The sequence below is a fragment of the Candidatus Flexifilum breve genome (genome assembly GCF_016713355.1).
Window position 1 is genome coordinate 158,637 of sequence record NZ_JADJPI010000021.1, and the last position, 21,505, is coordinate 180,141.

At 61.6% G+C, this 21,505-nt stretch carries 15 protein-coding genes; 9 read left to right on the plus strand and 6 right to left on the minus strand.

All coding sequences use genetic code 11. From position 1 onward, the window contains the following. Positions 1–67: 67 nt before the first annotated feature. Positions 68–1,246, minus strand: coding sequence for an alpha/beta hydrolase-fold protein (locus tag IPK17_RS19195; protein ID WP_343419306.1), 1,179 nt, complete (start codon positions 1,244–1,246; stop codon positions 68–70). Positions 1,247–1,774: 528 nt separating this feature from the next. Continuing rightward, positions 1,775–4,525, minus strand: coding sequence for a cation-translocating P-type ATPase (locus tag IPK17_RS19200; protein ID WP_343419307.1), 2,751 nt, complete (start codon positions 4,523–4,525; stop codon positions 1,775–1,777). 442 nt (positions 4,526–4,967) lie between these two features. Here IPK17_RS19200 and IPK17_RS19205 point away from each other — a divergent pair, with 442 nt between their 5' ends. From IPK17_RS19205 to IPK17_RS19235, 7 genes are all read left to right on the plus strand, one after another. Then, positions 4,968–6,077 (plus strand): TolB-like translocation protein, encoded by a 1,110-nt coding sequence (locus IPK17_RS19205; RefSeq protein WP_343419308.1) that lies wholly within the window; start codon positions 4,968–4,970, stop codon positions 6,075–6,077. Between the two features lie 32 nt (positions 6,078–6,109). After that, a complete protein-coding gene (locus IPK17_RS19210) occupies positions 6,110–7,270 on the plus strand; it encodes a TolB family protein (RefSeq protein ID WP_343419309.1) in 1,161 nt (386 codons plus the stop codon). Between the two features lie 409 nt (positions 7,271–7,679). Beyond that, positions 7,680–8,276, plus strand: a complete 597-nt coding sequence (locus IPK17_RS19215) for an ankyrin repeat domain-containing protein (RefSeq protein ID WP_343419310.1) — start codon at positions 7,680–7,682, stop codon at positions 8,274–8,276. Beyond that, the gene (locus IPK17_RS19220; RefSeq protein ID WP_343419311.1) at positions 8,273–8,899 is read left to right on the plus strand and encodes a hypothetical protein; all 627 of its coding nucleotides are present in this window, start codon (positions 8,273–8,275) and stop codon (positions 8,897–8,899) included. The genes IPK17_RS19215 and IPK17_RS19220 overlap by 4 nt, the downstream gene beginning before the upstream one ends. Beyond that, positions 8,889–10,160 carry a phospholipase D-like domain-containing protein gene (locus IPK17_RS19225; RefSeq protein ID WP_343419312.1) on the plus strand — a complete coding sequence of 424 codons (1,272 nt, stop codon included), beginning with the start codon at positions 8,889–8,891 and terminating at the stop codon, positions 10,158–10,160. Before IPK17_RS19220 ends, IPK17_RS19225 begins: the two co-directional genes overlap by 11 nt. 216 nt (positions 10,161–10,376) lie before the next feature. Then, on the plus strand, positions 10,377–12,098 hold the full coding sequence (locus IPK17_RS19230; RefSeq protein WP_343419313.1) for an ATP-binding protein: 1,722 nt from the start codon (positions 10,377–10,379) through the stop codon (positions 12,096–12,098). Continuing rightward, positions 12,020–13,120, plus strand: a complete 1,101-nt coding sequence (locus IPK17_RS19235; protein ID WP_343419314.1) for a hypothetical protein — start codon at positions 12,020–12,022, stop codon at positions 13,118–13,120. Before IPK17_RS19230 ends, IPK17_RS19235 begins: the two co-directional genes overlap by 79 nt. A gap of 142 nt (positions 13,121–13,262) precedes the next feature. On the opposite strand, the gene IPK17_RS19240 is transcribed toward IPK17_RS19235, so the two are convergent. Continuing rightward, entirely contained in the window at positions 13,263–13,763 is a 501-nt protein-coding gene (locus IPK17_RS19240; protein ID WP_343419315.1) for a flavodoxin domain-containing protein, read from the minus strand. A 185-nt stretch (positions 13,764–13,948) separates the two neighbouring features. Here IPK17_RS19240 and IPK17_RS19245 point away from each other — a divergent pair, with 185 nt between their 5' ends. Further along, the gene (locus IPK17_RS19245) at positions 13,949–14,812 is read left to right on the plus strand and encodes a Clp protease N-terminal domain-containing protein (protein ID WP_343419316.1); all 864 of its coding nucleotides are present in this window, start codon (positions 13,949–13,951) and stop codon (positions 14,810–14,812) included. Positions 14,813–14,815: 3 nt separating this feature from the next. On the opposite strand, the gene IPK17_RS19250 is transcribed toward IPK17_RS19245, so the two are convergent. Further along, the gene (locus tag IPK17_RS19250; protein ID WP_343419317.1) at positions 14,816–16,051 is read right to left on the minus strand and encodes a nucleotide disphospho-sugar-binding domain-containing protein; all 1,236 of its coding nucleotides are present in this window, start codon (positions 16,049–16,051) and stop codon (positions 14,816–14,818) included. A gap of 45 nt (positions 16,052–16,096) precedes the next feature. After that, positions 16,097–17,278, minus strand: a complete 1,182-nt coding sequence (locus tag IPK17_RS19255) for a class I SAM-dependent RNA methyltransferase (RefSeq protein ID WP_343419318.1) — start codon at positions 17,276–17,278, stop codon at positions 16,097–16,099. A 100-nt stretch (positions 17,279–17,378) separates the two neighbouring features. On the opposite strand from IPK17_RS19255, the gene IPK17_RS19260 reads away from it, so the two are divergent. Beyond that, a complete protein-coding gene (locus IPK17_RS19260; RefSeq protein ID WP_343419319.1) occupies positions 17,379–20,981 on the plus strand; it encodes a protein kinase domain-containing protein in 3,603 nt (1,200 codons plus the stop codon). On the opposite strand, the gene IPK17_RS19265 is transcribed toward IPK17_RS19260, so the two are convergent. Further along, a complete protein-coding gene (locus IPK17_RS19265; protein WP_343419320.1) occupies positions 20,978–21,454 on the minus strand; it encodes an Lrp/AsnC family transcriptional regulator in 477 nt (158 codons plus the stop codon). The genes IPK17_RS19260 and IPK17_RS19265 overlap by 4 nt on opposite strands. Between the last annotated feature and the right edge of the window lie 51 nt (positions 21,455–21,505).

Genomic DNA, 21,505 nt, shown 5'->3' on the forward strand with positions numbered 1-21,505 from the left:
CAGTGCCTCGTCCACACGTCTTGTCTCCCCTCTCCCTATGGAGAGGGGCGGGGGGTGAGGTGAATCTTTACTCCGCCTCGCCCGGCAGCAGCCACGCGAGCGCTTCGGGCAGCACGGCACGGAAGCCGACCAACCCGTGACCGCTCCCGGTCTCGACATAGCGATACTCGGTGTTGCGGCGCGTCTGCAAGACCTTGTGCAAATCCTGCGCCGGACGAAAGAAGCGCGACGGCGCTTCGAACCGCCCCACCGACTGGAAAATGCGCTTCGGCAGCCGATCCGCCGACGAGAAGCGGCGATAGTAGTAGCTGAGTTCTTCCTGGAACTGCCCCTTACCGAGCGGCGGCGAGATCAAACCGAGCGCGGAGAACATGTCCGGGTTGATCAGCGCGGCGTGCGCGGCGGCAATCGCCCCCACGGCCACGCCGAGAATCGCCACCTCGCCGACCTTATGCCGGGTCTGCACGTACGGCAGCAGTTCACGGATCAAAAACTCGTAGTGCTTGTCATTGCTGATGTATTCGCGGTTGCGGTCGGCGTCTACACCGCTCTGGATCATGACCATGATCGCGGGCTGCATATGTTTATGCTTGATCAGCGCATCGGCGATCTGCGGCATTTGCAGCGGCCCGGTCGCCCATTGACCGTCGAGCATGACCACCAGCGGATACGTTTTGTTTGCGTCATAGCCATAGGGCGTGTAGATTGTCAGTTTGCGGGCGGTATAGCCCATCTGCTCGCTGTCGATGGTGTGCTCGGTCAGCTTGCCCCGCTGCACGCGGCGCAGCGCCGCCCAATCGGGGAACGGGCGCGCATTCGGCATGCGCAGCACCGAGACACTGGTCTGCGGCGTTTCGATTTTCAGCGGGTTGAGCGGGTCGATGCGCCAATGCTTGCGCACGCGCGCTACGATATTCGTCTCACCGCGCAGCGGCGTCATCGGATCGTTGATCGCCAGCAGGTAATCGAGCAAATCATCGCTGGCAAACGGCAGGGTCACATGCCAGAGCGAGGTATCCGGGATGCGCGTCATCGGCGCAAACGGCGGGTCGCTGTTAATGGTGTCGAGGTTCAGCGCCACGCTGTCGGCATCCATGCCGTTATAGACAAAGGTCGCCTGATGCGCTTCCACCCACGGGAACTCTCGACGCTCGTTGAGCAGTTCCGTCACGAGGGTTTGACGCTCGGCGGGCAGGGCAGCGTTCACCTCTTCGAGAAAGTGGCGAAATGAAGACCAACGCGGCATGGCGAATCCTCCAAGCAGGGCAGTTTGAATCTAGTTTAGCACAGATGAGGGGCTTGCGCAGGTCGATCACTGCTGCCAAACCTCAATGAATCTGTAGGGGCGCACGGCGGTGCGCCTCTACGTCATTACTCTGTCGCAGATGATCCACCGGACACGAGTCGAAAACAGCGGACGCACTAAAGAGGGTGTCTAAAAAGGTCAGACTCCGACCCCACCCCCGGCCCCTCCCCGAATTCGGGGAGGGGAGCTCACATTCCCCGCCAAGCCAAATGGGTTTTCGTAGGGACGCAATTCATTGCGTCCGCTGGCAAGTGGAAAGGTTTTGAGGAAGCCTTTTAGACATCCTCTAAATCGCGTCCCGACTGTTTCAGTCTAGCGGATATGGCTTGTCTCCCCTCTCCTCTTTACGGAGAGGGGCCGGGGGTGAGGTTTCTCTGTCCCTACCATGAATCGGTAGGGGCGCACGGCCGTGCGCCCCTACGCAATTGCTCTTTCGCAGATTGTTCACCTGTTAACAGGGGCTTGGTCTTACGCGGCCTTAACCGTATCCTTGCCCATGGCTCGCCGCGCCAACTTGATCGCTTCTTCGACGACCGGCGGGATCAGACCCAAACCGATCAGCGCGGGGACGATCTCCGACGGCGGCGCAGTCATGCCCACGTTGAGTACGTAGATCGCGGCGAACGCAATCACCACCGTGATGCCCGCGGCGATCAGCGACCACTTATTCGAGAAGAAGCCGATCTGCCACAGGTTGAAGCGTAAGCTGCGGGCGGTGAACGCGCTGCGCAGCACCTTCTGCGTCATGAACATGATGAAGACGGCGGTACGCTGCAAGGCGAGCCCCGTCTCCGCGTCCAGCCCCGCTGACCGGGCATAGTCGCCCGCCCACACAAAGCTGATCGCCATAAGCACGGTTACCAGCACACTTTGCACGAGGATGCTCAGCCACATGTACGGCGTAATCACCGGCTCGTCCGAGGGTCGCGGCGGCTTCTGCATCACGTCTTTTTCTTCGCGTTCGGTCGCCAGCGCGATACTCAGCCACGAGTCGCCAAGCAGGTTGATCACCAGCAGCTGCAGCGCCGTGAGCGGAATTGCCCACCCGGCAATCGCCGCGACGATGAACAAGCCGACTTCCGCGCCATTGGTCGAGAGCAGCGCATGGGTGTACAAACGCGTGCGATACAGAATGGTGCGCCCGACCTGCACGGCAGCGGCAATGGCGCTGTAGGTGCCCGTCAGCACCACATCGCTGACATCCTTGGCGATATCCGTGCCCGTCGACATGGCGATGCCGACATCTGCCTGCTTGAGCGCGGCGGCATCGTTCACGCCGTCGCCCACCATCGCTGTGAGCTTATTCGCGCGTTGGAGCGCCTGCACGATCAACACTTTATCGCGCGGGGTGACGCGGGCGTAGATGTGCGTGTCGGCAATCCGCTTGATCTTTTCTTCCGACCACGCGGCGACGGTCTCTTTATCGCTGCCGCGGGACTCGGCCTCCCAGGCGGCCAGTTCGCGCCCTTCGATCACCGCGCTCGGCGACGCGCTTTGCGGCACGATGCCCACGCTCTTGGCAATCGACAGCGCCGTGATTGGGCTGTCGCCCGTGATCATCTTGGCGGTGATGCCCGCTTCGCGCAGTTTGGCGACCGTCTCCGCCACTTCCGGACGCGCCGGGTCGGAGAGCGCCACCAGTCCGACGAACGTCAATTCGTCTTCGCGGAATTCCGACGCGTGGCCGTTCAGGTGTTCCGCGCCCAGTTCGCGTTCGGCGAAGGCCAGCACGCGATAACCCTGCGATTCAAACTTGGAAAGCTGCCCGCGCACGCGTTCCACATCGACCGATGTGATTTCACGCGGCTTGCCCTGATACAGAATATGCGTGCAGCGTTCAAGCAGAATTTCCGGCGCGCCCTTCGAGCGGAACGTCGCGCCGAGCTTTTCCGGATGAATCACGCCCATGCGCTTCGACGCGCTGTTAAACGGGAATTCCTTCACGCGGGCCGCGCGGTCTTCCGGCGTGATGGTGAACCCGGCCATTTCGGCGAGCTGACCGAGCGCCAATTCCGACGGATCACTCAGGTTATTGGCGAGCCGCGCCACATCCATCAGGCGCAGCAGTTCGACGCTGTAGCGCTTGAGTGTCTGGTGCTCGACGTTCACTTCGTCGGTGTCCAGCGTCCAGATGTGCGTCACGGTCATCTTGCCAAACGTGATCGTCCCGGTCTTGTCCGTGCACACCACGCTGACCGAACCGAGGCCCTCGGCGGCGCGCAGCTTGCGGATGATGGCGCGCTTGGTCACCATTTCGCGCACGCCCAGCGCCAGCGCAATCGTGATGATCGCGCCCAACGCTTCGGGGATGAAGGCAATCGCCAGCGCCACCGCCACGAGCAGCGCATCGATGATGTTGTAGCTCTGGAAAATGACGTAGATCAGGATGACGGCCACGCACACGATCAGCGTGCCGATCATCAGCATGCGCCCGAGCTGTTCGAGCTGCTTCTGCAGCGGCGTTTCGGTCTCTTCGACCGCGCTCAGTTCATTCCAGATTTTGCCGAGTTCGGTGTTGACCCCGGTGCTCGTCACGAGCGCGTCCAGATTCCCGCTTTCAACGTACGTCCCGGCGAAGACCATGTTGTCGCGCTGCGCCAGTTCTGAGGTCGACGGGATCGGCGCGGGCGATTTCTCTTTCGCTTCCGGTTCGCCCGTCAACAGCGCTTCACTCACGCTGCCGTTCGTCGAACGGATGACGCGCGCATCGGCGGGGACGCGGTCGCCCTGCTTGAGCACAATCGCGTCGCCGGGGACGAGTTCGCTCGCTTCCAGATCGACCAGCTTGCCGCCGCGCACCGCGCGCGCCACGGTCTTTTGCAATGCTTTGAGCTTTTCTAGCTCATTGCCCGCCGAGCGGTCGGTGAAGTACCCGACCAGCACCATGAACACGACGATCGCCATAATCCACACGGATTGCTGGAGTTCGCTCGTTTCGCCTTTGGAGATGTGCACCACCGCGCTGATGATGGCCGCCGCCGTCAGAATGAGCGCCAGCGGATCTTTGAAGGCGTTGATGAGGCTTTGCCAGACAGTTTCGCGTTCTTCTTCGGGGAGGCTGTTCTTGCCAAATTCGATTTGCCGGGTTGCGATTTCGGTGACCGAGAGCCCGTTGACGGGGTCGGTTTTGAGTTCTTGGGTGACCTGATCCGCCGTCTTTGACCACCACGTCGCATCAGATAGTTGTTCCTGGGTAGGAATCCGTTCGATTGTTGCCAATTGACTCAGTCCTTAATTGGCCAACTCGCACAGCGATAGCGCACAGCAGCGGCTATAGAGTTGGCGTCTGTGTGTCAGAATAAATTTACTGTATCACTCGACTGTGTAAAAATTGATAGGAGATTGTAAAAACCCCCCAATTAAGGAGGGGTTTTCTCGTGCGGCCAGCCTTGTGAAAAATAACTTCAACGCGAAGTTGTTGCGCGATCTCACCGTTTCCCCAATACTTGATCACTGCACCATCCCCAAGCTTGCCCTCCCCAGAGACTCCACCCTATTCTGTGGGCTTCCGTGTTCCGCCCAACCTCCTATAATGGTTTTTGACTTGACTTATACAAAGGGAAACCAGATGCCTTTTCCGCGTTTGCTCCGGACTTTGTCGTGCTTGAGTCTGCTCAGTCTCGCCGCGGTTTTTCCCCTCGCTGCCCAGGAACCTGAACCCGTGGGTGCGCAGCTTGATGAACTGCATGTTGTGGAGACCGTCGACTATGACTTTGAGCACGGCGGTGGCTCGCTGCTGTCCGTACTGCTCTCCGCTGATGGCGAACAACTGCTCAACGTCAATCGAGGTGAATTCTGCATGTACACGGCAGCCGGAGCCGAGGTAAGCTGCGCGGGCTTGCAAGAAATACGGTATGACCCGGCGTCGCTGCGCTGGTCACCCGACGGTCGCTATGTCGCCTTCGTCGATGACCGGCCCTTCATCAATTTTCGCGACTCGGACATCTGGGTGCTGGATACGCAAACCGGAATCTTCACCAATCTGACCGACGATGGCGATCTGCCATCCATACTGGATACGATTGTGAATGACGATCTGGTCGGCCCGTTTGCGCCTATCGACCTTGCGCCCCGTTTCAGCGCGGATGGTCAGCTCTATTTCCTGCGTATCGAACAGATTGGGACTGAAATCGGCGGCACGCTCTATCGCATCCCGGCCTCCGGGGGAAGCGCCGAACAACTGGCGGTGCTCACGCCAAACGTGCGCGGCGATGGCTATCCCTATGACTGGGATATCGCGCCGGACGGCCAAACAGGAGTGTACGTGATCGGGACGAGCCGTCAGGACACCCTCCGCCGCGTTGATCTGGCGACCGGGAATACCGTGCTCCTGCACACCATCGACCGTGAAACCGAAGTCGGCGTGGCTTCAATTGAGTTCTCGCCGCGCGGCGACGTCGTGCTCTGGCACAGTCAGGCGCTCGCCCGGCTGCGCGGCACCGATGAGGGCATCCGCTACGCCTTCCTCACCACGCTCAATGGCGAAACCTTTCCCGCAAGCACCTCGCCCTTCGCCACCTATTTTGGCTGGTCATTTGATGGCACAGCGCTTGCCTATACCGTCTACGATCCCCAGAACCCGGATCGCAACGGGTTGTACCTCGGCTTGCCGGGCAAAGAGGGCCAGCGCATCGCCACCGCGGACGATCCGGAAGCGCCGTTGACCTCGACCCGCTTCCCGGTGGGGATGTTCTGGGGGGCGAACAACACTATCTTGCTCGCCGAAGGGTTCGGACAACGTTTGTTCGCCCTCCGACTGAATGGCACCTAACCCTGCATCTATGTTCATCTAAAGGAGTAGCCATGAGCACCCGCCATCTCGCTCGCCTCTTGTCTGGGTTACTGCTGTTCGCGCTCACCACGCCGCTCAGCGCGCAGTCCGCCGAGCCGTTCAGCGAACTACAGGTGGTAGAGCGTATCGCCTACGATCTGGAGCTTCCCCGCGGCAACCTGATGAGTTTTCATCTCGCATCCGATGGTCAGCGGATTCTCGACGCGAGCCGCGACCAAATCTGCGTGTACGATCTTGCTGGCGTTGAACTGAGCTGCGCCGAGCGCCCCGACGACGTATCCTTCGACCCGGAGTCTGTACACTGGTCGCCAGATGGTCGCTTTGTCGCCTTGATCGATGGGTTGCCGCTGCGCACGCTGCGCGATTCGGATCTGTGGGTGCTCGATCTGGAAACCGGTGAGTATCGCAATCTGACCGACGATAACGGCCGAGATAATCTGTTAGCCGCGTTCGGGAGCGACCTCGGAGCCGACACTGTGTACAGCACCATCGATCTCCAACCGCGCTTCACGCCCGACGGGACGCTGTATTTCATGCGCTATGAAGCGCTCAACCAGGTCGTGGCCGCGCTGCTCTACCGGCTGGAACTTCCGGACGGCGCGCCCGAAGCGATCGCCGTCTTCACCGAAAACACGGACTCGCAGGGCTTCCCCTACCTCTGGGATATCGCGCCAAATGGTCAAACCGCGGTCTTTTCCTCTGTCAGCAACGGGAACGAAGTGCTGCGGCGGGTGGAGATCGCCACGGGCGACATTAGCATCCTCCACCAGGTGGAGCGCTCAACCGAGATCGGAGCGATCGACCTCCGGTTTTCGCCGCTCGGCAACGCGGTCCTGTGGCACACGCAGGCGCTGGCACTCTATGGTGCTACAGCGACCGCGTCAACGCCTATATCACCACGCTGGAAGGGGAAACCTTCCCGGCGACCACCACCGAGAACGCCGCCTTCTTCGCTTGGTCGCCCGACGGCACGCACCTGCTTTTCTCCCTGCGCGATGAAGACGCCCCGGAACGCACCGGGTTCTATCTCACCCTGCCCGGCAAATCCGGTACGTTCCTCACCGCACCGGAGGATCCCGACGCCTGGTTCGTCCCGTCGCACCAACCGATCGGCCTCGATTGGGCCACGAACAACGTCGTCCTCACAGCGGAGGATTACGGGGGAACCCTGATCGCGCTGCGCCTCGGCACAGAGTAAACGCATCCCTCGCCGATTTTCTCCGCTCTCCTAAAGGAGTTGAGGACAGGACATTTTTAACAATTGAGCCATTGTAGGGACGCGCTTCTGCGCGTCCGTGGTCAGCGGACGGCCAGAAGGCCGTCCCTACAACGTATCGTTTAAGGGAAGACGGTCTCGAAACATTAAAACTGTCCTGCCGTGAACTCTTTTCGGGAGGGGGTGAGGTTCGATCTTTTCACCCAACTATGCCGACGATCACTCCTCACCGTTATCCCCTCCGTAACACAGATCACCCCGCCAGATTGACGTTCGACTAAAGATTCTGCCCAACGCGTTGACGTTTTCGCTCAAGTGTCCTACGATCAAGCTAAGATTTCTCTACATGCAAAGGGACAGACACCATGACTGATCAGCCGCAGTTAAGCCAGGACCTGATCAACGAGTTTGTCATTGCTGCGCACAGCGACCTCGACAAGGTGAAGACGATGCTGGCGGAGCAGCCTGCACTGTTGAACGAAAACGCCGTGTGGCTCGAAACGCCAGTGCAAGCCGCAGCGCACGTTGGCAACACCGAAATCGCCGAGTATCTGCTGGATCAAGGCGCGCCGCTGGATATCTGCACGGCGGCGATGCTCGGCCTCACCGACGAAGTCGAGCTCTTTCTCAAGGAAGACCCCGAACTCGTCAACGCGACCGGGGCGCACAACATCCCGCTGATGTTCTACCCCATGCTCTACGGTCGCCTCGCCATCGCTGAAAAGCTGCTGGCGGCGGGCACGCCCATTAACTCGACGGAAGATGGCTCCCAGTCCCCGCTGCACGGCGCGGTGCTCTTCGAAGAGGAGACGATGGTGCGCTGGCTGCTCGACCATGACGCCAACCCGTACGCCGTCGATTTTGAGGGCAAGACCGCCTTCGAACGTGCCGAAGAACACGGCTACACCGCCATTGCCGACCTGCTGCGTCCGTTCTTCGACGTGGATGAAGACGAAGCATGAGCCGCGTCGACTCCGCGCTGGAAGCGCTCTACGAGGATGCCAGTCTGCGCGACGAACTGCGCGACGACGAGGCCAATGAACTGTTGAAATGGGCCGAAGCCGAGCTCGTCAAGCTGGATACGTCCGGCGCGACCGATGCCGATTTCGAAAGCAAGATTGCGCAGTTACGCCAGCTCGTGCGCGGCATGAATCGCTTTGTCGGGCGCCGCGCGGAGATCAGCGCGCAGGGCGCCGATGACGCCGTCACACGCCTGACCGACCAAGCCGCGGCGCTCGGCTACAGCCTGACGCCGGAACAGTTGGCGCAGTTCGGCGCGCAGTCCGCTGCCGCCGATGGCGTCAGTGCTGTGCAGGGCTTGACCAAGCTGATCAGCAGTGCGGGCGGCGCGCCATCAAACGAACCGCCGCCTTTACCTGCTCAAGCCGCCGAACCAGACGCTCCGCCGCCACCGCCTCCCACCGAACCGCCGCCACCGGTCCCGGTGGACGAGGCCGCGCCGCCGCCCGAACCACCCGCTGAGCCGTCTGTCGGCTCCCTGTTCCAGAAACTGTGGGGGCACATCGCGCCTCCCGCCGATACTTCGCCACCTAATGCAGAGGAAACCGACCCGCATGGCCCGTAAATCATCCAGCAGCAGCCGTTCGAGCAGTCGTTCATCGTCAAGCCGTTCGAGCGATCGCCGCAAGCCCAATCCGCTGCTAACCCTGCTCGGTGCCATCGTCATCGCCGTCACCGCCTACTGCGGCACGAACGGCCTTGATCTCGACTCGCCGCCCGCCACCACCGCGCCCAGCACGCGCGTCATCACGCCGACGACTGCGCCCGCGACGACGGTCGCGCCCACCGCGGTCACCAGCAGCGGCTTGCAGACCTTCACCATCGGCACGCAGGGCTTTGGGGCGCAAAAGGGCTTCTGGCAGGTTTTCTTCACCAATCCCTCCGGCAGCAGCGACCGCAGCACCTATCGCGGCGGCCTTGATGAAATTCTCGCCGCAGCGATTGGCACCGTCACCCGCACGCTGGATATCGCCGCCTTCGAGTGGAACAGCCCCGCGCTGACCACCGCCGTCGCTGATGCGGCACGGCGCGGCGTGCGCGTCCGCATGGTCGTCGATGACGAACACACCATGCAGGACACCGACACCACTATCCAGACGGTGATCAGCGCGGGCGCCAACGTGGTGGACGACGAACGCTCGGCGCTCATGCACAACAAGTTCATGATCCTCGACAGCACCACCGTCTGGACGGGCTCGTGGAACTACACGGTCAACGACACCTACCGCAATAACAACAACGCGCTGGCGCTGCGCTCGCGCAACGCCGTGGCGATCTATCAGGCGGAATTTGACGAGATGTTCGCTAATGGGTCGTTTGGCCCGCGCTCGACACGGGGCGCAAACCAGACCTTCACGCAGGACGGCACGCCGGTACAGATCTACTTTGCCGCGGAAGATGATGTGGTTGGCGCGCTGCGCACCACCCTCAGCGGCGCGACCCGCTCGATCCGCTTCATGAGCTTCTCGTTCACGCTGGAAGACGTCGGGCAGGTGCTGTTGGATCGGGCAGCGGCGGGCGTCAGCGTAACGGGCATCTTCGAGACGACGGGCAGCGAGACGCGCTTCAGCGAATTGACGCCGCTCTTCTGCGCGGGGCTCGATGCGCGGCAGGACGGCGGACCGTTCGTCCTGCATCACAAGGTGTTCATCGTCGACGAGCGCATCGTGATCGCCGGGTCGTTCAACTTCTCGGCGGGCGCGCGCGACAGCAACGACGAGAATATGTTCATTATCACCGATCCCGATCTCGCGGCGCAGTACATCGCGGAATTCAACCGCCGCTTTGCGCAGGCGCGCCGCCCGCTCAACCTGACGTGCAGCTAAGGGCAGGACTGAGAAAAAAGGACTGAGGACTGAGTCGAAAAGAATAGGACTGAGTAAATACAGGAATGAGCAGTTGATCCCTGACTCAGTCCTCGAACCTCAGCCCTCAGTCCTAATCTCTTCGTCCTCGAACCTCAGTCCTTTTCTCTCAGTCCTCAGTCCTTGTATAGAATATCTGTGCTATAATCGGGGAAGTAGCTTTTAGGGAGTAGTGCGATGCCATTTATCGAAGCGCCGACGACATTTTACCTCGGTCGCCGCTATGATCCCGCTGCGGATCGGATGACCAATGATGTGGTGTATTACGACTCGCGGGACCTGACGACCCACGCCATTGTCGTCGGCATGACCGGGAGCGGCAAAACCGGGTTGTGCATCAACCTGCTGGAGGAAGCGATCCTCGATAACATCCCGGCCATTGTGGTCGACCCGAAAGGCGACATCACCAACTTACTGCTCAACTTCCCCGATTTGCGTCCCGAAGATTTTCAGCCGTGGGTCAACGTCGATGACGCCCGCCGCGCCGGGCTCGACGTGCCCCAGTACGCCGCCGATGTGGCACACCAGTGGAAAGAAGGTCTCGCGGGTTGGGGCATCGTCCCCGACCGCATGCGCTGGCTCAAGTACGCCGCGCGTTACTCGATCTACACGCCCGGTTCCGACGCTGGCCTGCCGATCAGCATTCTCGCCTCGCTGCGCGCCCCGCGTGAAGGCTGGGCGGGCAACGAAGAAGCCCTGCGCGAGAAGATCAACGGTATCACGACGGCGCTGCTCGCGCTTGTCGGTCGCAGCGTGCAGCCCGTGCAGGACAAAGAACATGTGCTCGTCGCCAACATCTTTGAGTATGCGTGGCGCAATGGGCAAGACCTCACGCTCGAAGACATTATTTTGCAGGTGCAGCGCCCGCCCTTCACAAAGCTCGGCGTGTTCCCGCTGGACGAATACATCTCCGAACGCGCCCGCGGCAAACTGGCGATGGACCTCAACAACATCGTCGCTGCGCCATCCTTCCAATCCTGGACGAGCGGTGATCCGATGGACATTCACTCGCTTCTCTACACCAAAGATGGTCGTCCGCGCGTCTCGATCTTCTACATCGCGCATCTCTCCGAGAGCGAACGCCAGTTCATCATCACGCTGCTGCTCGAAAACGTGCTCGGCTGGATGCGCACGCTCAGCGGCACGACCAGTCTGCGCGCCCTGCTCTACATCGACGAGATGTTCGGCTACTTCCCGCCCTACCCGCGCAACCCGCCCACCAAAGTCCCGATGCTGCGCTTGCTCAAACAGGCGCGCGCTTTCGGTCTCGGCATGATTCTCGCCACGCAGAACCCCGGCGACCTCGACTACAAGGGCTTGAGCAACGCGGGGACGTGGTTCATCGGACGCTTGCAGTCCGAAAACGACATGCAAAAAGTGATCAGCGGCTTACAGGCGTTGAGCACCACCGACAGCCAGTTGAGCCTGAACGAAATCAGCCGGATGATCCCGCAGATCAAGCCGCGCACGTTCGTCATGCACAACGTTCACGACAACGGCGGCGCGATCATGCTGCATACGCGCTGGGCGATGAGCTATCTGCGCGGGCCGCTCACCCGGCAGCAGGTGCAGGTCTTGATGGCCGATCAGCGCGCAGCGCTCATGGCGCGCATCGGCGCTTACTCGGCGAATATTCCGGCGCAGTCATCTCAAGCGTATGCTCCACCACCGCAGTCGTCACAGGTGTACGCACCGCCGCCCCCTCCGCAGTCAACACCGCCGGGTGGCGCCGTCGGCTTTGCCGCGCAAATGGCGCAGCAGTCGGCACGGTCAGCGCCCCCACCGCCGCCGCCTTACCCGAACTCCCGCGCGATCCCTACGTGCAGCACACGCAGGGCATGGCGACCGCGCCGCTCACCCCGACGCAAAATCTCGCCACAGGCTATTCACAGTCGCTGAACGTGCCGCCCGGTTTCTCGCCGCATCAGCCCCCCGTGACCGCCGCCACCCCGCAGTACTTCCTCGCGCCCGGCGTCAACAGCGATCAGGCAACGATGCGCTACACCCAGCGCATGGGTGCCATGCCGATGGGCGGCACAGGCGGCTCCGCGCTGGCCTACAAACCGTATCTGCTGGCGCAGGTGGCCATTCGCTTCAGCGACCGCAAAATCCAGACGTATGTCGTCCGCCAGTACAGCTACCTCGTGCCGGATGTGGATCGCTCCGGCCTCGTGCGCTGGGAAGATTACGGCGTCAAGTCGCTGGATACGCGCCGCATCTCCGGCGAGCCACAGGTGCCGAATGCGCTCTTTGGCGATCTCCCCGGCGGGCTAACCGATGCCAAGCGCCTCACAGCGCTCAAACGCGAACTGGTCGACATGATGTACGCGACGGTGCGCTTGCAAATCCCGTTCAACGCCACGCTCGACCTGTACGGCAACCCGGATCAGGACCTGAGCGTGTTCCAAGCGCAGCTTCAGCAGGCCGCGCGCGAACGCCGCGACGCCGAAATGGACGGGCTGACCGCCAAGTACGAAGGCGTGATCAACAAGCTGGACGACAACGAGAAGCGCAAAATTCAGCAGTTGGAAGCGGAAAAACGCGAACTCTCGAACCTCAAGCGCGAGCAGTTGTTCACCACCGGCGAGGCGGTGCTCGGCTTGCTGCAGGGGCGCACCTCGTTCACGCTCTCGCGCATGAGCCGCGCTGCCGTCTACAAAGAACGCTCGAAGGGGTCGAAGGAACTGCACGAGTTCGACTTGCAGCAGATCGCCGAAGACCGCGAACGCTCGGTGCGCGAATACGAAGCGGTTGTCGCCGCCATCAACGAGAAATGGGCTAAGATCGCCACGACGATTGAGAACTACCCGGTCACGCCGTACAAGAAAGACATCACCGTCGAATTGTTCGGCATCGGCTGGATTCCGTTCTGGTATTCGGTGGTCAACGGGCAGCCCTTGCTGCTCCCCGCCGCGGAGTAATCGAGCGAGGACTGAGGTTCGAGGACGATAAACAATAGGACTGAGGTTCGAGGACTGAGTCAGAGATGCTATGTTTTACTCGCTCTCAGTCCTATCTTTTCTCAGTCCTCAGTCCTTCTTTGACTCAGTCCTATCTTTTCCCTCAGTCCTTGATCTTTTCCGGAAGCGCCTCCGCCCACGCCTTGATCGCGTCCCAGTCGCGGTAATCGACGGCGGGCGTTGGCTTGAAAATCTTGTTGAGCAGAAAACCGGAGTCGGTCGCTTTCATCTTCCCGCCGAACATCTCCAGCGCGACGGGCTGAATCCACGGGAAGCGTTTCAGTTCCATGTCGAGCTGGGCGCGTGAATGTTTAAACGCCACCGCATCGCCCTTGCCGACCGGACCGAGCGCGAAAACCGCTACCTTCAAATCACCAAAATCTGCTTTGTTGCGATTGAGAAACAGCCGCGCATCGGTGTGCAGCAGCGTATTGTAAATCGGCGCGCCGAGGATAACGCTCCCGTAACCTTCCAGCGACGGCACCTCGGTCACAGGCTTGAGCACCACCTCAAGTCCGGCGTCGCGCAGAGTCGTCGCCACGAATTCCGCGACTTCGCGAGTGGATCCCCCTGTAGAAGCGTAGGCGACCAAGATTGCTGACATAACTCCCCCTTTAGTTTCACTCTATGCAATATTTACGCAAAATAAATTCCGCAAGTAGTGCAATCCGTCATGTCCGTGTCAGGAAAGTGAAACTCGTGAAAAACCGCGCGGCGCGCCCCTTAGACCAGCACATTTATCAGACTCTGCTATAATTCTCTTGATGTAGGTTACAGAAGACTAACGCAATGACTCAGCGGTTGGAAAAATTCAGTCCGGAAGCGCGGCGGGTGTTGAATGCCTCAGAACGTGAGGCGCTCGATATGGATCATCCCGCTATTCTTCCCCTGCATGTGCTGCTCGGCATGCTGGAAGTTTCCAACAGCCGCGCCTACCGCATCCTGCGTGACCTCAGCCTCCAGTATCGCGATGTGCTGCCGATGGTGCAGGAACTCTCGCCGACGATGGTACATGCCGCCCAGCGCGTGGTCGAACTCTCGCCGGAAACACGCCGTGTGATCGAATACGCCATTGACGAGGCGCGCCGCTCCGGCTCGGAACAAATCGGCTCGGATCATCTGCTGCTCGCCCTGATGAAGAAGCCGGATTACGCCATCGTCAACGTGCTCCAGCGCGTCAGCCTCGACCCCGACTCCATTCGCCGCGCCGCCCGCCGCACCATGCTCGAAACGCAGGAGACCGGGACGATCGATGCGGTCAGCCGCGCGCTGATCACGGCGCCAACCAACGGCAACGGCAATGGTCACGGCGTCCATCCGGATCCACGCCTGAAGATCATTCAAATGGTGGAAGATGGCAAAATCAGCGCCGCCGAAGCCGGTGATCTGCTCCGCGCGATGCAGTTCGCGTCCATGCCCGCCGTCGCCTTCACCAACCGTCCCGCCAACGAGGTCGATCAGGTGCGCGCGCGGTTGATCCGCTTCACGCTCACCGACAAGACGACCAAGCAGCCCAAAGCCAACTTCCTCGTGTCGGCGGAACGCCTGCAAGCCGAAATCTTCGTGTTGATCCAACTGCTCTACAACGGGCATACGGGCAAAGTCGGCGAGTGGGATACCGCGAACGATCACGTGCAGCTCTCGATTGAGTGAGCCTCACGGCGGAATGATTCCCCGCACAATTTTGACCGCCGCCCCCAAGCCATCTTCCTGACGGAGTTTGGCCCCGAGCGCCGCCGCGTGGGATCGCATCTCCGCATCTGCTGTCAGCCGCGTGATCGCCGCCGCGAGGTTGTCGACCGTCAGCGCCTTCACGGGGATCGGCGCGACGCCCACGCCGAGCGCCCGCGTGCGTTCACCCCAGTACGGCTGATCGGCGGCGAACGGCACGACCATGCTCGGCACACCTGACCGCAGCGCCAGCCCCGTCGTCCCCGACCCGCCATGATGAATCACTGCGGCCATGCGCGGGAAGAGCCACGTATACGGGACATACTCCACGCTTAGAATCGTATCCGGCAGATCACCGCCTAACCGCGCCCACCCCGCCGAGATCACGCCGCGCCGCCCGGCCTGGCCCAGTGCCGCGATCAACGTGCGCGTGAGCGCCGCCGCATCCGGCGCGATCATGCTGCCAAAGCCGATGAACACGGGCGGATCTCCCGCTGCGAGAAAATCGGTCAGCGTGGCGGGCGGCGTCCAATCAGCTTCCGGGAGAATCCACCACCCGGTCAGGTGCACGTGCGCGCCCCAATCCGGCGGGCGCGGCACGACCAGCGGGCTGAAACCGTTAATGACAGGCTGTGGATCGGCACTCCGTGGCGCGGCGGACGCCAGACCTAACGCTCGCCGGAACCGCTGGATCGACGCGCCCATCATCACCCCGAAGAGGCGTTCGGCGACGAAGTACGACGCGCGGTTAAGCGCGCCGCCGAACGACCGCGCCGCGAGTAGCGGAATCGGAAAGGCGCGCGTCGGCAGCAGGGGAATCACGGATACCGGAATGTGCGGAATACGCAGCTTTTCCGCCACATCGCGCCCATACGCGCCGCCCGGCAGTTGATTGAGGATCAAGTCGGAGTCTTGCAGATCGTCGGCAAGGAAGGCGCGTTCATAGGCGCTGGCCAATTCGCCATACGACTCACGCAGCGCCTGCATGAGCTTCACGGGGTTGCGCGTGTTCATGCCGCTCGTCATCGCGGCCTGCACCAGCGCTTCGGCATCGCCCTCGACGCGGTGATAGTCGAGTCCCCGTTCCAGCACCAGCGGCGCAAACGCGGGGAATGTGGCCACGCGCACCGCATAACCAGCAGCAGCCAACGCCCACCCCAACGCGATGTACGGCTGCACATCGCCCCGTGACCCCAACGCCATGATCGTGATTCTAGTCATCGCCCGCCTTACCGTGATCAGTTAGCAGTGACGATTCTGAACTACTTACTTCTTCTCGAACCCCGCCATACATTCAATGTGATACGTGTGCGGGAACATGTCGACGGGCTGCACATGCGTGAGCGTGTACCCCGCGTTGACCAGCAACCGTGCATCGCGCGCCAAGGTCGACGGGTCGCACGACACGTAGGCGATGCGGCGCGGCGCGCGGGCGATCAGCGCTTCGACCGCCTTCGTGTGCATCCCCGCGCGCGGCGGGTCGATCACGGCGGCGTCGAACTTGCCTTTGACGCGCGGCAGCAAGGCCTCGGTCGCGCCTTCGTAAACGTCGATGTTGTCGAACCGCGCCAGATTCACTCGCGCATCGCTGACCGCGCTCGGCGCGAGTTCAATCGCCGTGACGCGCTTCGCCCCCTGCGCCAGAAACGCTGTGAACAAGCCGACACCAGAGTACAAATCGAGCACCAGCTCGCGCCCACTCAAATCCACTTGATCCATGACCAGTTCAACCAGCCGCGCCGCCTGCGCCAGATTCACCTGAAAGAAGCTGCCCGCGCTCACGCGGAAGGTTTCACCGTGAATCGTGAACGTCACTTTGTCCGCCGCTGCCGCGCTGATCGTCTCGTCGTCGCCTTGATCCGCCGCTGCGGGCGAACCGTCGTCGCTCTGGCTGACCACGCGCTCACTGCCATCGGTTCCAACCATGCAGCGCACGCGCCGCGCCGTCGGGGTGATCGCGGTACGCATCGCCAGCAATTCCGGTCGGATGATCGGGCATTCCTCAATCGGCGTGACCGTGCGGTCGTCCGGCGCGATGAAGCCGAGTTCGTCCTCCGGCGAACGGTGGTAGGTCACGTGCGTTCGGTAGAACCACGGGTCGGGGCTGGCAATCGTCGGGTGGACGAGCACCTCGTCAAACTTCCCAATGCGGCGGAATTGCGCTTTCACAATTTCCGACTTATAAAGGAGTTGTTGGTCATAGTCGATGTGCTGCCACTGGCAGCCGCCGCACGTTCCCGCCCGAACATACGGGCAGCGCGGTGTAATTCGGTGTGGCGACGGTGTCAGCACCTCGTCCACAACTGCGAAAGCATATCGTCCACGGTCCTGAGTGATCGTCGCGCGCACCTGCTCACCGGGCAGACCACCGGTCACAAAGATCGGTCGCCCATCCACTTTCGCCAGCGCGTTCCCACCATACACCATTTCAATCAGGTCTAGTTGCATTGGCTCATCATACCCGTATATTAATTTATGTTGATAGTTATCACTTTACAATAGAATGTTGATTATGTTGTAGCGCATCAAGGCATTCGAGGTCGTTATCGTGAGCCGGACTATCAACAGACGGTACATCGTAGGAGAATCGCTCGGCAAAGGGGCGATGGGCGAAGTATTCCTCGCTCAGGATCGTCTGACCGGCAGCACCGTCGCGCTCAAACGCGTGCATGCGTCCCTCAGTCTCGGCGACGACCGCATGACCTCGGAAGAGCTGCGCCTCACGCTGGCGCAGGAATTCGAAGCGTTGGCGTCGCTGCGCCACCCGAACATCATCAGCGTATCGGACTATGGTTTCGACGGCGAACACCGCCCCTACTTCACGATGGAATATCTCGAAAACGCCCGCACCATCATCGAGGCCGGGCAGGGTCAGCCGCTGACCGTGCAGGTCGACCTGCTGGCGCAAATGCTGCGGGCCTTATCCTACATTCATCGCCGCGGCATTTTACACCGCGACCTCAAGCCGGGCAATGTGCTGGTGATCGAGCGCGGCGGGCAGCGCGTCGTCAAAGTGCTGGATTTTGGCCTCGCCAGTGGTTTGAATCACGCGAAAGCGGTGAGCGGCACGCTCAGCTACGCGGCCCCGGAAGTCATCGGCGGCAAAGCGCCCATCACCTACGCCGCCGATCTCTATTCAGTCGGCGTGATCGCCTACGAAATGTTCACCGGGCGCTATCCATTTGCCGATAAGCCGCTGCATGTGCTCATGCAGCACGTCTTGTACACGCCCGTCGATCTCAGCGTCATCCCGCTTGATATGCGCATGCTGGTCGGCTGGCTGCTCACCAAAAGCCCTGAAGATCGCTATGCCAGCGCCGAAGCCGCCATCAAAGCGCTGAGTGACGCCATCCGCGCCGACATTCCGGTCGATACCGTCAGCACGCGCGAAAGCTTTTTGCAGGCTTCACGCTTTGTCGGGCGCGAAAAAGAACTGACGACCCTCGTGGCAGCGCTCAAACGCGCCAAGACGGGTTTGGGCAGCGCGTGGTTGATCGCCGGGGAAAGCGGTGTCGGCAAAACGCGCCTCGTCGATGAACTATCGACGCGCGCGCTGGTCGATGGCGCGCTCGTGCTGCGCAGCTACCTGCCCGAAACGGGCGGCAAACCCTACGAGGCGTGGCGCTCCCCGCTCCGCCAGTTGGTGTTGGGGCTTGAACTCGCGCCGCTCGAAATCGACGTCCTCAAAGCGCTCGTGCCTGACATCGAAACGCTGATCGCCAAAACCGACCGCGGCAGCGATGAACCGATCATGACGGAACTCACGGGTGAAGCCGCCAGCCAGCGCTTGTTCGCCATCATCATCGATCTCTTCCGCCGCCAGTCCGAACTGCTCGTGCTCATCATCGAAGATTTGCACTGGGGCGTCGAAAGTCTGGATCTGCTCAAGCAGATGATCGAAGCCCAACTGCCCATGCTGATCATCGGCACCTACCGGGCGGACGAACGCCCGAATCTGCCGGAACGCCTGCCCGTCGCGCGTGTGCTCCCCCTGGAACGCCTGACCACGGCGGAGATCGCCGAACTCACCGAGTCGATGCTCGGGCATCAGCGCCCCGAAGTCGTCGAGATGCTCGAACACGAGACCGAAGGCAATATCTTCTTTCTGGTGGAAACCGTGCGCGCGCTGGCCGAAGAAGCGGGCGATCTGGATAAAGTCGGGCGCAGCACGCTCCCCAAAGCGATCCTCTCCGGCGGCGTGCAGGCCATTCTGCGGCGGCGGCTGTCGCACGTCCGCGCCGGGGCGCAGCCGCTGCTCAAGTTGGTCGCCGTGCAGGGCCGCCAGATCGATTTGGCGATGCTCAGTTGGCTGGCGAGCACGCACGGCGTCGACGACGTTGAGGGGTGGGTGATCGAAACGATCAATGCGGCGGTCGGCGAAGTCGAAGGCGAAGTGTGGCGTTTCGCCCATGAAAAGCTGCGCCAGACCGCCCTCGCCGATCTCGATGCGCGTGAACGGCAGCAGTTACATCAGCATGTCGCCGTGAGCATTGAGACCTTCTACTCCGACCCGCTGCTGCACGCCGAAGCTCTGCGCTACCACTGGCACGAGGCCGGCGATGCCAGCAAAGAGGTGAAATATCTGATTATGGCCGCCGAACGCGCCGTCAAGCTGACCGCGCTGTTTGATGTGGCGCTGACGTGGCTGCAGCGCGCGCTCGACATCCTCGAAAGCCAACCGGACGATCCGCGCCGGGGCAGCGTGTACATCCTGATGGGCCGCGCCCATTTCTTCATCGGTCAGCAGGACGAAGCCCGCAGCTATCTGAAAAAGGCGCTCGATTTCGGCTTTCCGGAGATCGAAGCGGCGGCGCGCCTCGGGCTGGCCGAAGTGGAAATCCGCGCCGGGCATCTGGATCGCGCCAACAGTAACGCGCGCTTAGGGCTGGTCTACTACCGCCGCATCGACAACAAGAGCGGCGTCGCCGATGCCCTGCAGATGATGGCGCAGGTGGCCATCGAAACCGGAGCCTATGCCCGCGCCGGAGTCTACCTGACGGAAGCGCTCATGCTGCGCACCGCGCTCAACGAACCGCAGGGGTTGGGCATGTGCCATGATCTGCTCGGGCGCGTCAATCTGTTTCAGGGCATGGACGACCACGCCCGCCACCACTACGATGCAAGTCTGCGGATTCGCCGCGCGCTCGGCGATATTCGCGGCATGAGCGACACGTTTAACCATCTGGCGCTGCTCGCACAAAATCGCGCGGAATACGACACCGCTTGGAACTATCAGGAAGAAAGCCTCGCGCTCAAACGGCGCATCCATGACCGCCACGGCGTGGGCGGCAGCCTCTGCCACCTGAGCTATCTCGCGCTGCTGCGCGGCGATCTCGACCTCGCCGAAGACCTGTGCGACGAAGCGCTCGCGGTCTACAGGGAGATCGATGATCAGCGCGGCCTGAGCATCATCCTCACCCATCTCGCCTTGATCTCGATGAATCGTGAGCTCGATGACCTCGCGAAGAGCTACTTCGAAAAGAGTCACGCGCTCAAACTAACCCTCGCCGACCGCGCGGGCGAAGCTGCCTACGCCCTCGACTACGGCGTCTTCCAGCTCGTCCGCGGGGAGACCCGGGCGGCAGGCGCGCTGTTCCAGCAAGCGGGGGAGCTCGCGCAGGCGTTAAGCGAACGTTCCCTCGAAGGCAGCGCGCTGCTCCATGCGGGGCTGGTCGCTGAAATCGAAGGCCGACTGGATGACGCGCTCGCCCTGTTGGGGCGCGCCCGCACGATCTTCCGCAACCGGCACGCCCCGCGTGAGACCGCGCTGGCGTTGATCGCGCTGGCGCGGGTGGGGGCGGCGCAATCCAACTTTGAGGGGGTATTCGACGCGCTGCACGAAGCTGCGACCATCGTCACGCCGTTAAACCTGCGCGGCGACAAACTCCTGCTGCTGATCTCAGCCGCCTACGTCGATTGGCGCTTGGGGAAACTCCACACGGCCGCGGCCTGCCTCGCGCTGCTCAGCCGGGAACCGATGGCCCACCGCCTCGTCCGGTACTACTATCAGCGCCTGCGCGCCGAAATCGGTCCCGAACTTCAACCGGTGGAGGTTACCTCCGATCTCCAGCCGCCCGTCAACCTCGACGACTGCCTCGCGCGCCTGCACAACGCCGCCTCATCCATCACCAGCGACGCCGCAGCCAACTAACGTTTCGGCGGCTTCGGGCGTTCCTCGTCCGGGTGCAGCGCCCATTCGTCGATCACGCGGCGGCTGACCTGCGACGACAGCACCAGTGACGTGCGCATATCGCCATAATCCTTCAGTCCGAGCAGAAAATGTTCGAGATGCGGCACCGATGTGCACGCCACCTTGAGGATGTATGACTCGATCCCCGTGACGCAGTGACATTCAATCACTTCCGGCATCTCATGCACGGTCTTGCGAAACGCGACCGACTGCGGGCCGTTCGACACCAGATGCACATATGCCATGATCGGCAGCCCGGCTTTCGCCAGATCGATCTCCGCATGATACCCCTTGATCACGCCCGCGTCTTCCAAACGCCGCACACGCTCGGTGACGGCGGGCGCGGTCAATCCGACCGCCTCGCCAATCTGCCGAAATGACAGCCGCGCGTTCTCTTGCAGCAGCTTAAGCAGCCGCCACATTGTGCTATCCATTTGTAAACCCATTCCGCTGAATCACCTTCGATATCCCCATAAATTCAGCTT

Excerpts from the sequence above, each read along its gene's own strand:
- IPK17_RS19240 (WP_343419315.1), bottom strand. The coding sequence starts at position 13,763 with ATGTCAGCAATCTTGGTCGCCTACGCTTCTACAGGGGGATCCACTCGC.
- IPK17_RS19255 (WP_343419318.1), bottom strand. The coding sequence starts at position 17,278 with ATGCAACTAGACCTGATTGAAATGGTGTATGGTGGGAACGCGCTGGCG.
- IPK17_RS19265 (WP_343419320.1), bottom strand. The coding sequence starts at position 21,454 with ATGGATAGCACAATGTGGCGGCTGCTTAAGCTGCTGCAAGAGAACGCG.
- IPK17_RS19230 (WP_343419313.1), top strand. The coding sequence starts at position 10,377 with ATGCCATTTATCGAAGCGCCGACGACATTTTACCTCGGTCGCCGCTAT.
- IPK17_RS19220 (WP_343419311.1), top strand. The coding sequence starts at position 8,273 with ATGAGCCGCGTCGACTCCGCGCTGGAAGCGCTCTACGAGGATGCCAGT.
- IPK17_RS19225 (WP_343419312.1), top strand. The coding sequence starts at position 8,889 with ATGGCCCGTAAATCATCCAGCAGCAGCCGTTCGAGCAGTCGTTCATCG.
- IPK17_RS19195 (WP_343419306.1), bottom strand. The coding sequence starts at position 1,246 with ATGCCGCGTTGGTCTTCATTTCGCCACTTTCTCGAAGAGGTGAACGCT.
- IPK17_RS19245 (WP_343419316.1), top strand. The coding sequence starts at position 13,949 with ATGACTCAGCGGTTGGAAAAATTCAGTCCGGAAGCGCGGCGGGTGTTG.
- IPK17_RS19215 (WP_343419310.1), top strand. The coding sequence starts at position 7,680 with ATGACTGATCAGCCGCAGTTAAGCCAGGACCTGATCAACGAGTTTGTC.
- IPK17_RS19250 (WP_343419317.1), bottom strand. The coding sequence starts at position 16,051 with ATGACTAGAATCACGATCATGGCGTTGGGGTCACGGGGCGATGTGCAG.
- IPK17_RS19210 (WP_343419309.1), top strand. The coding sequence starts at position 6,110 with ATGAGCACCCGCCATCTCGCTCGCCTCTTGTCTGGGTTACTGCTGTTC.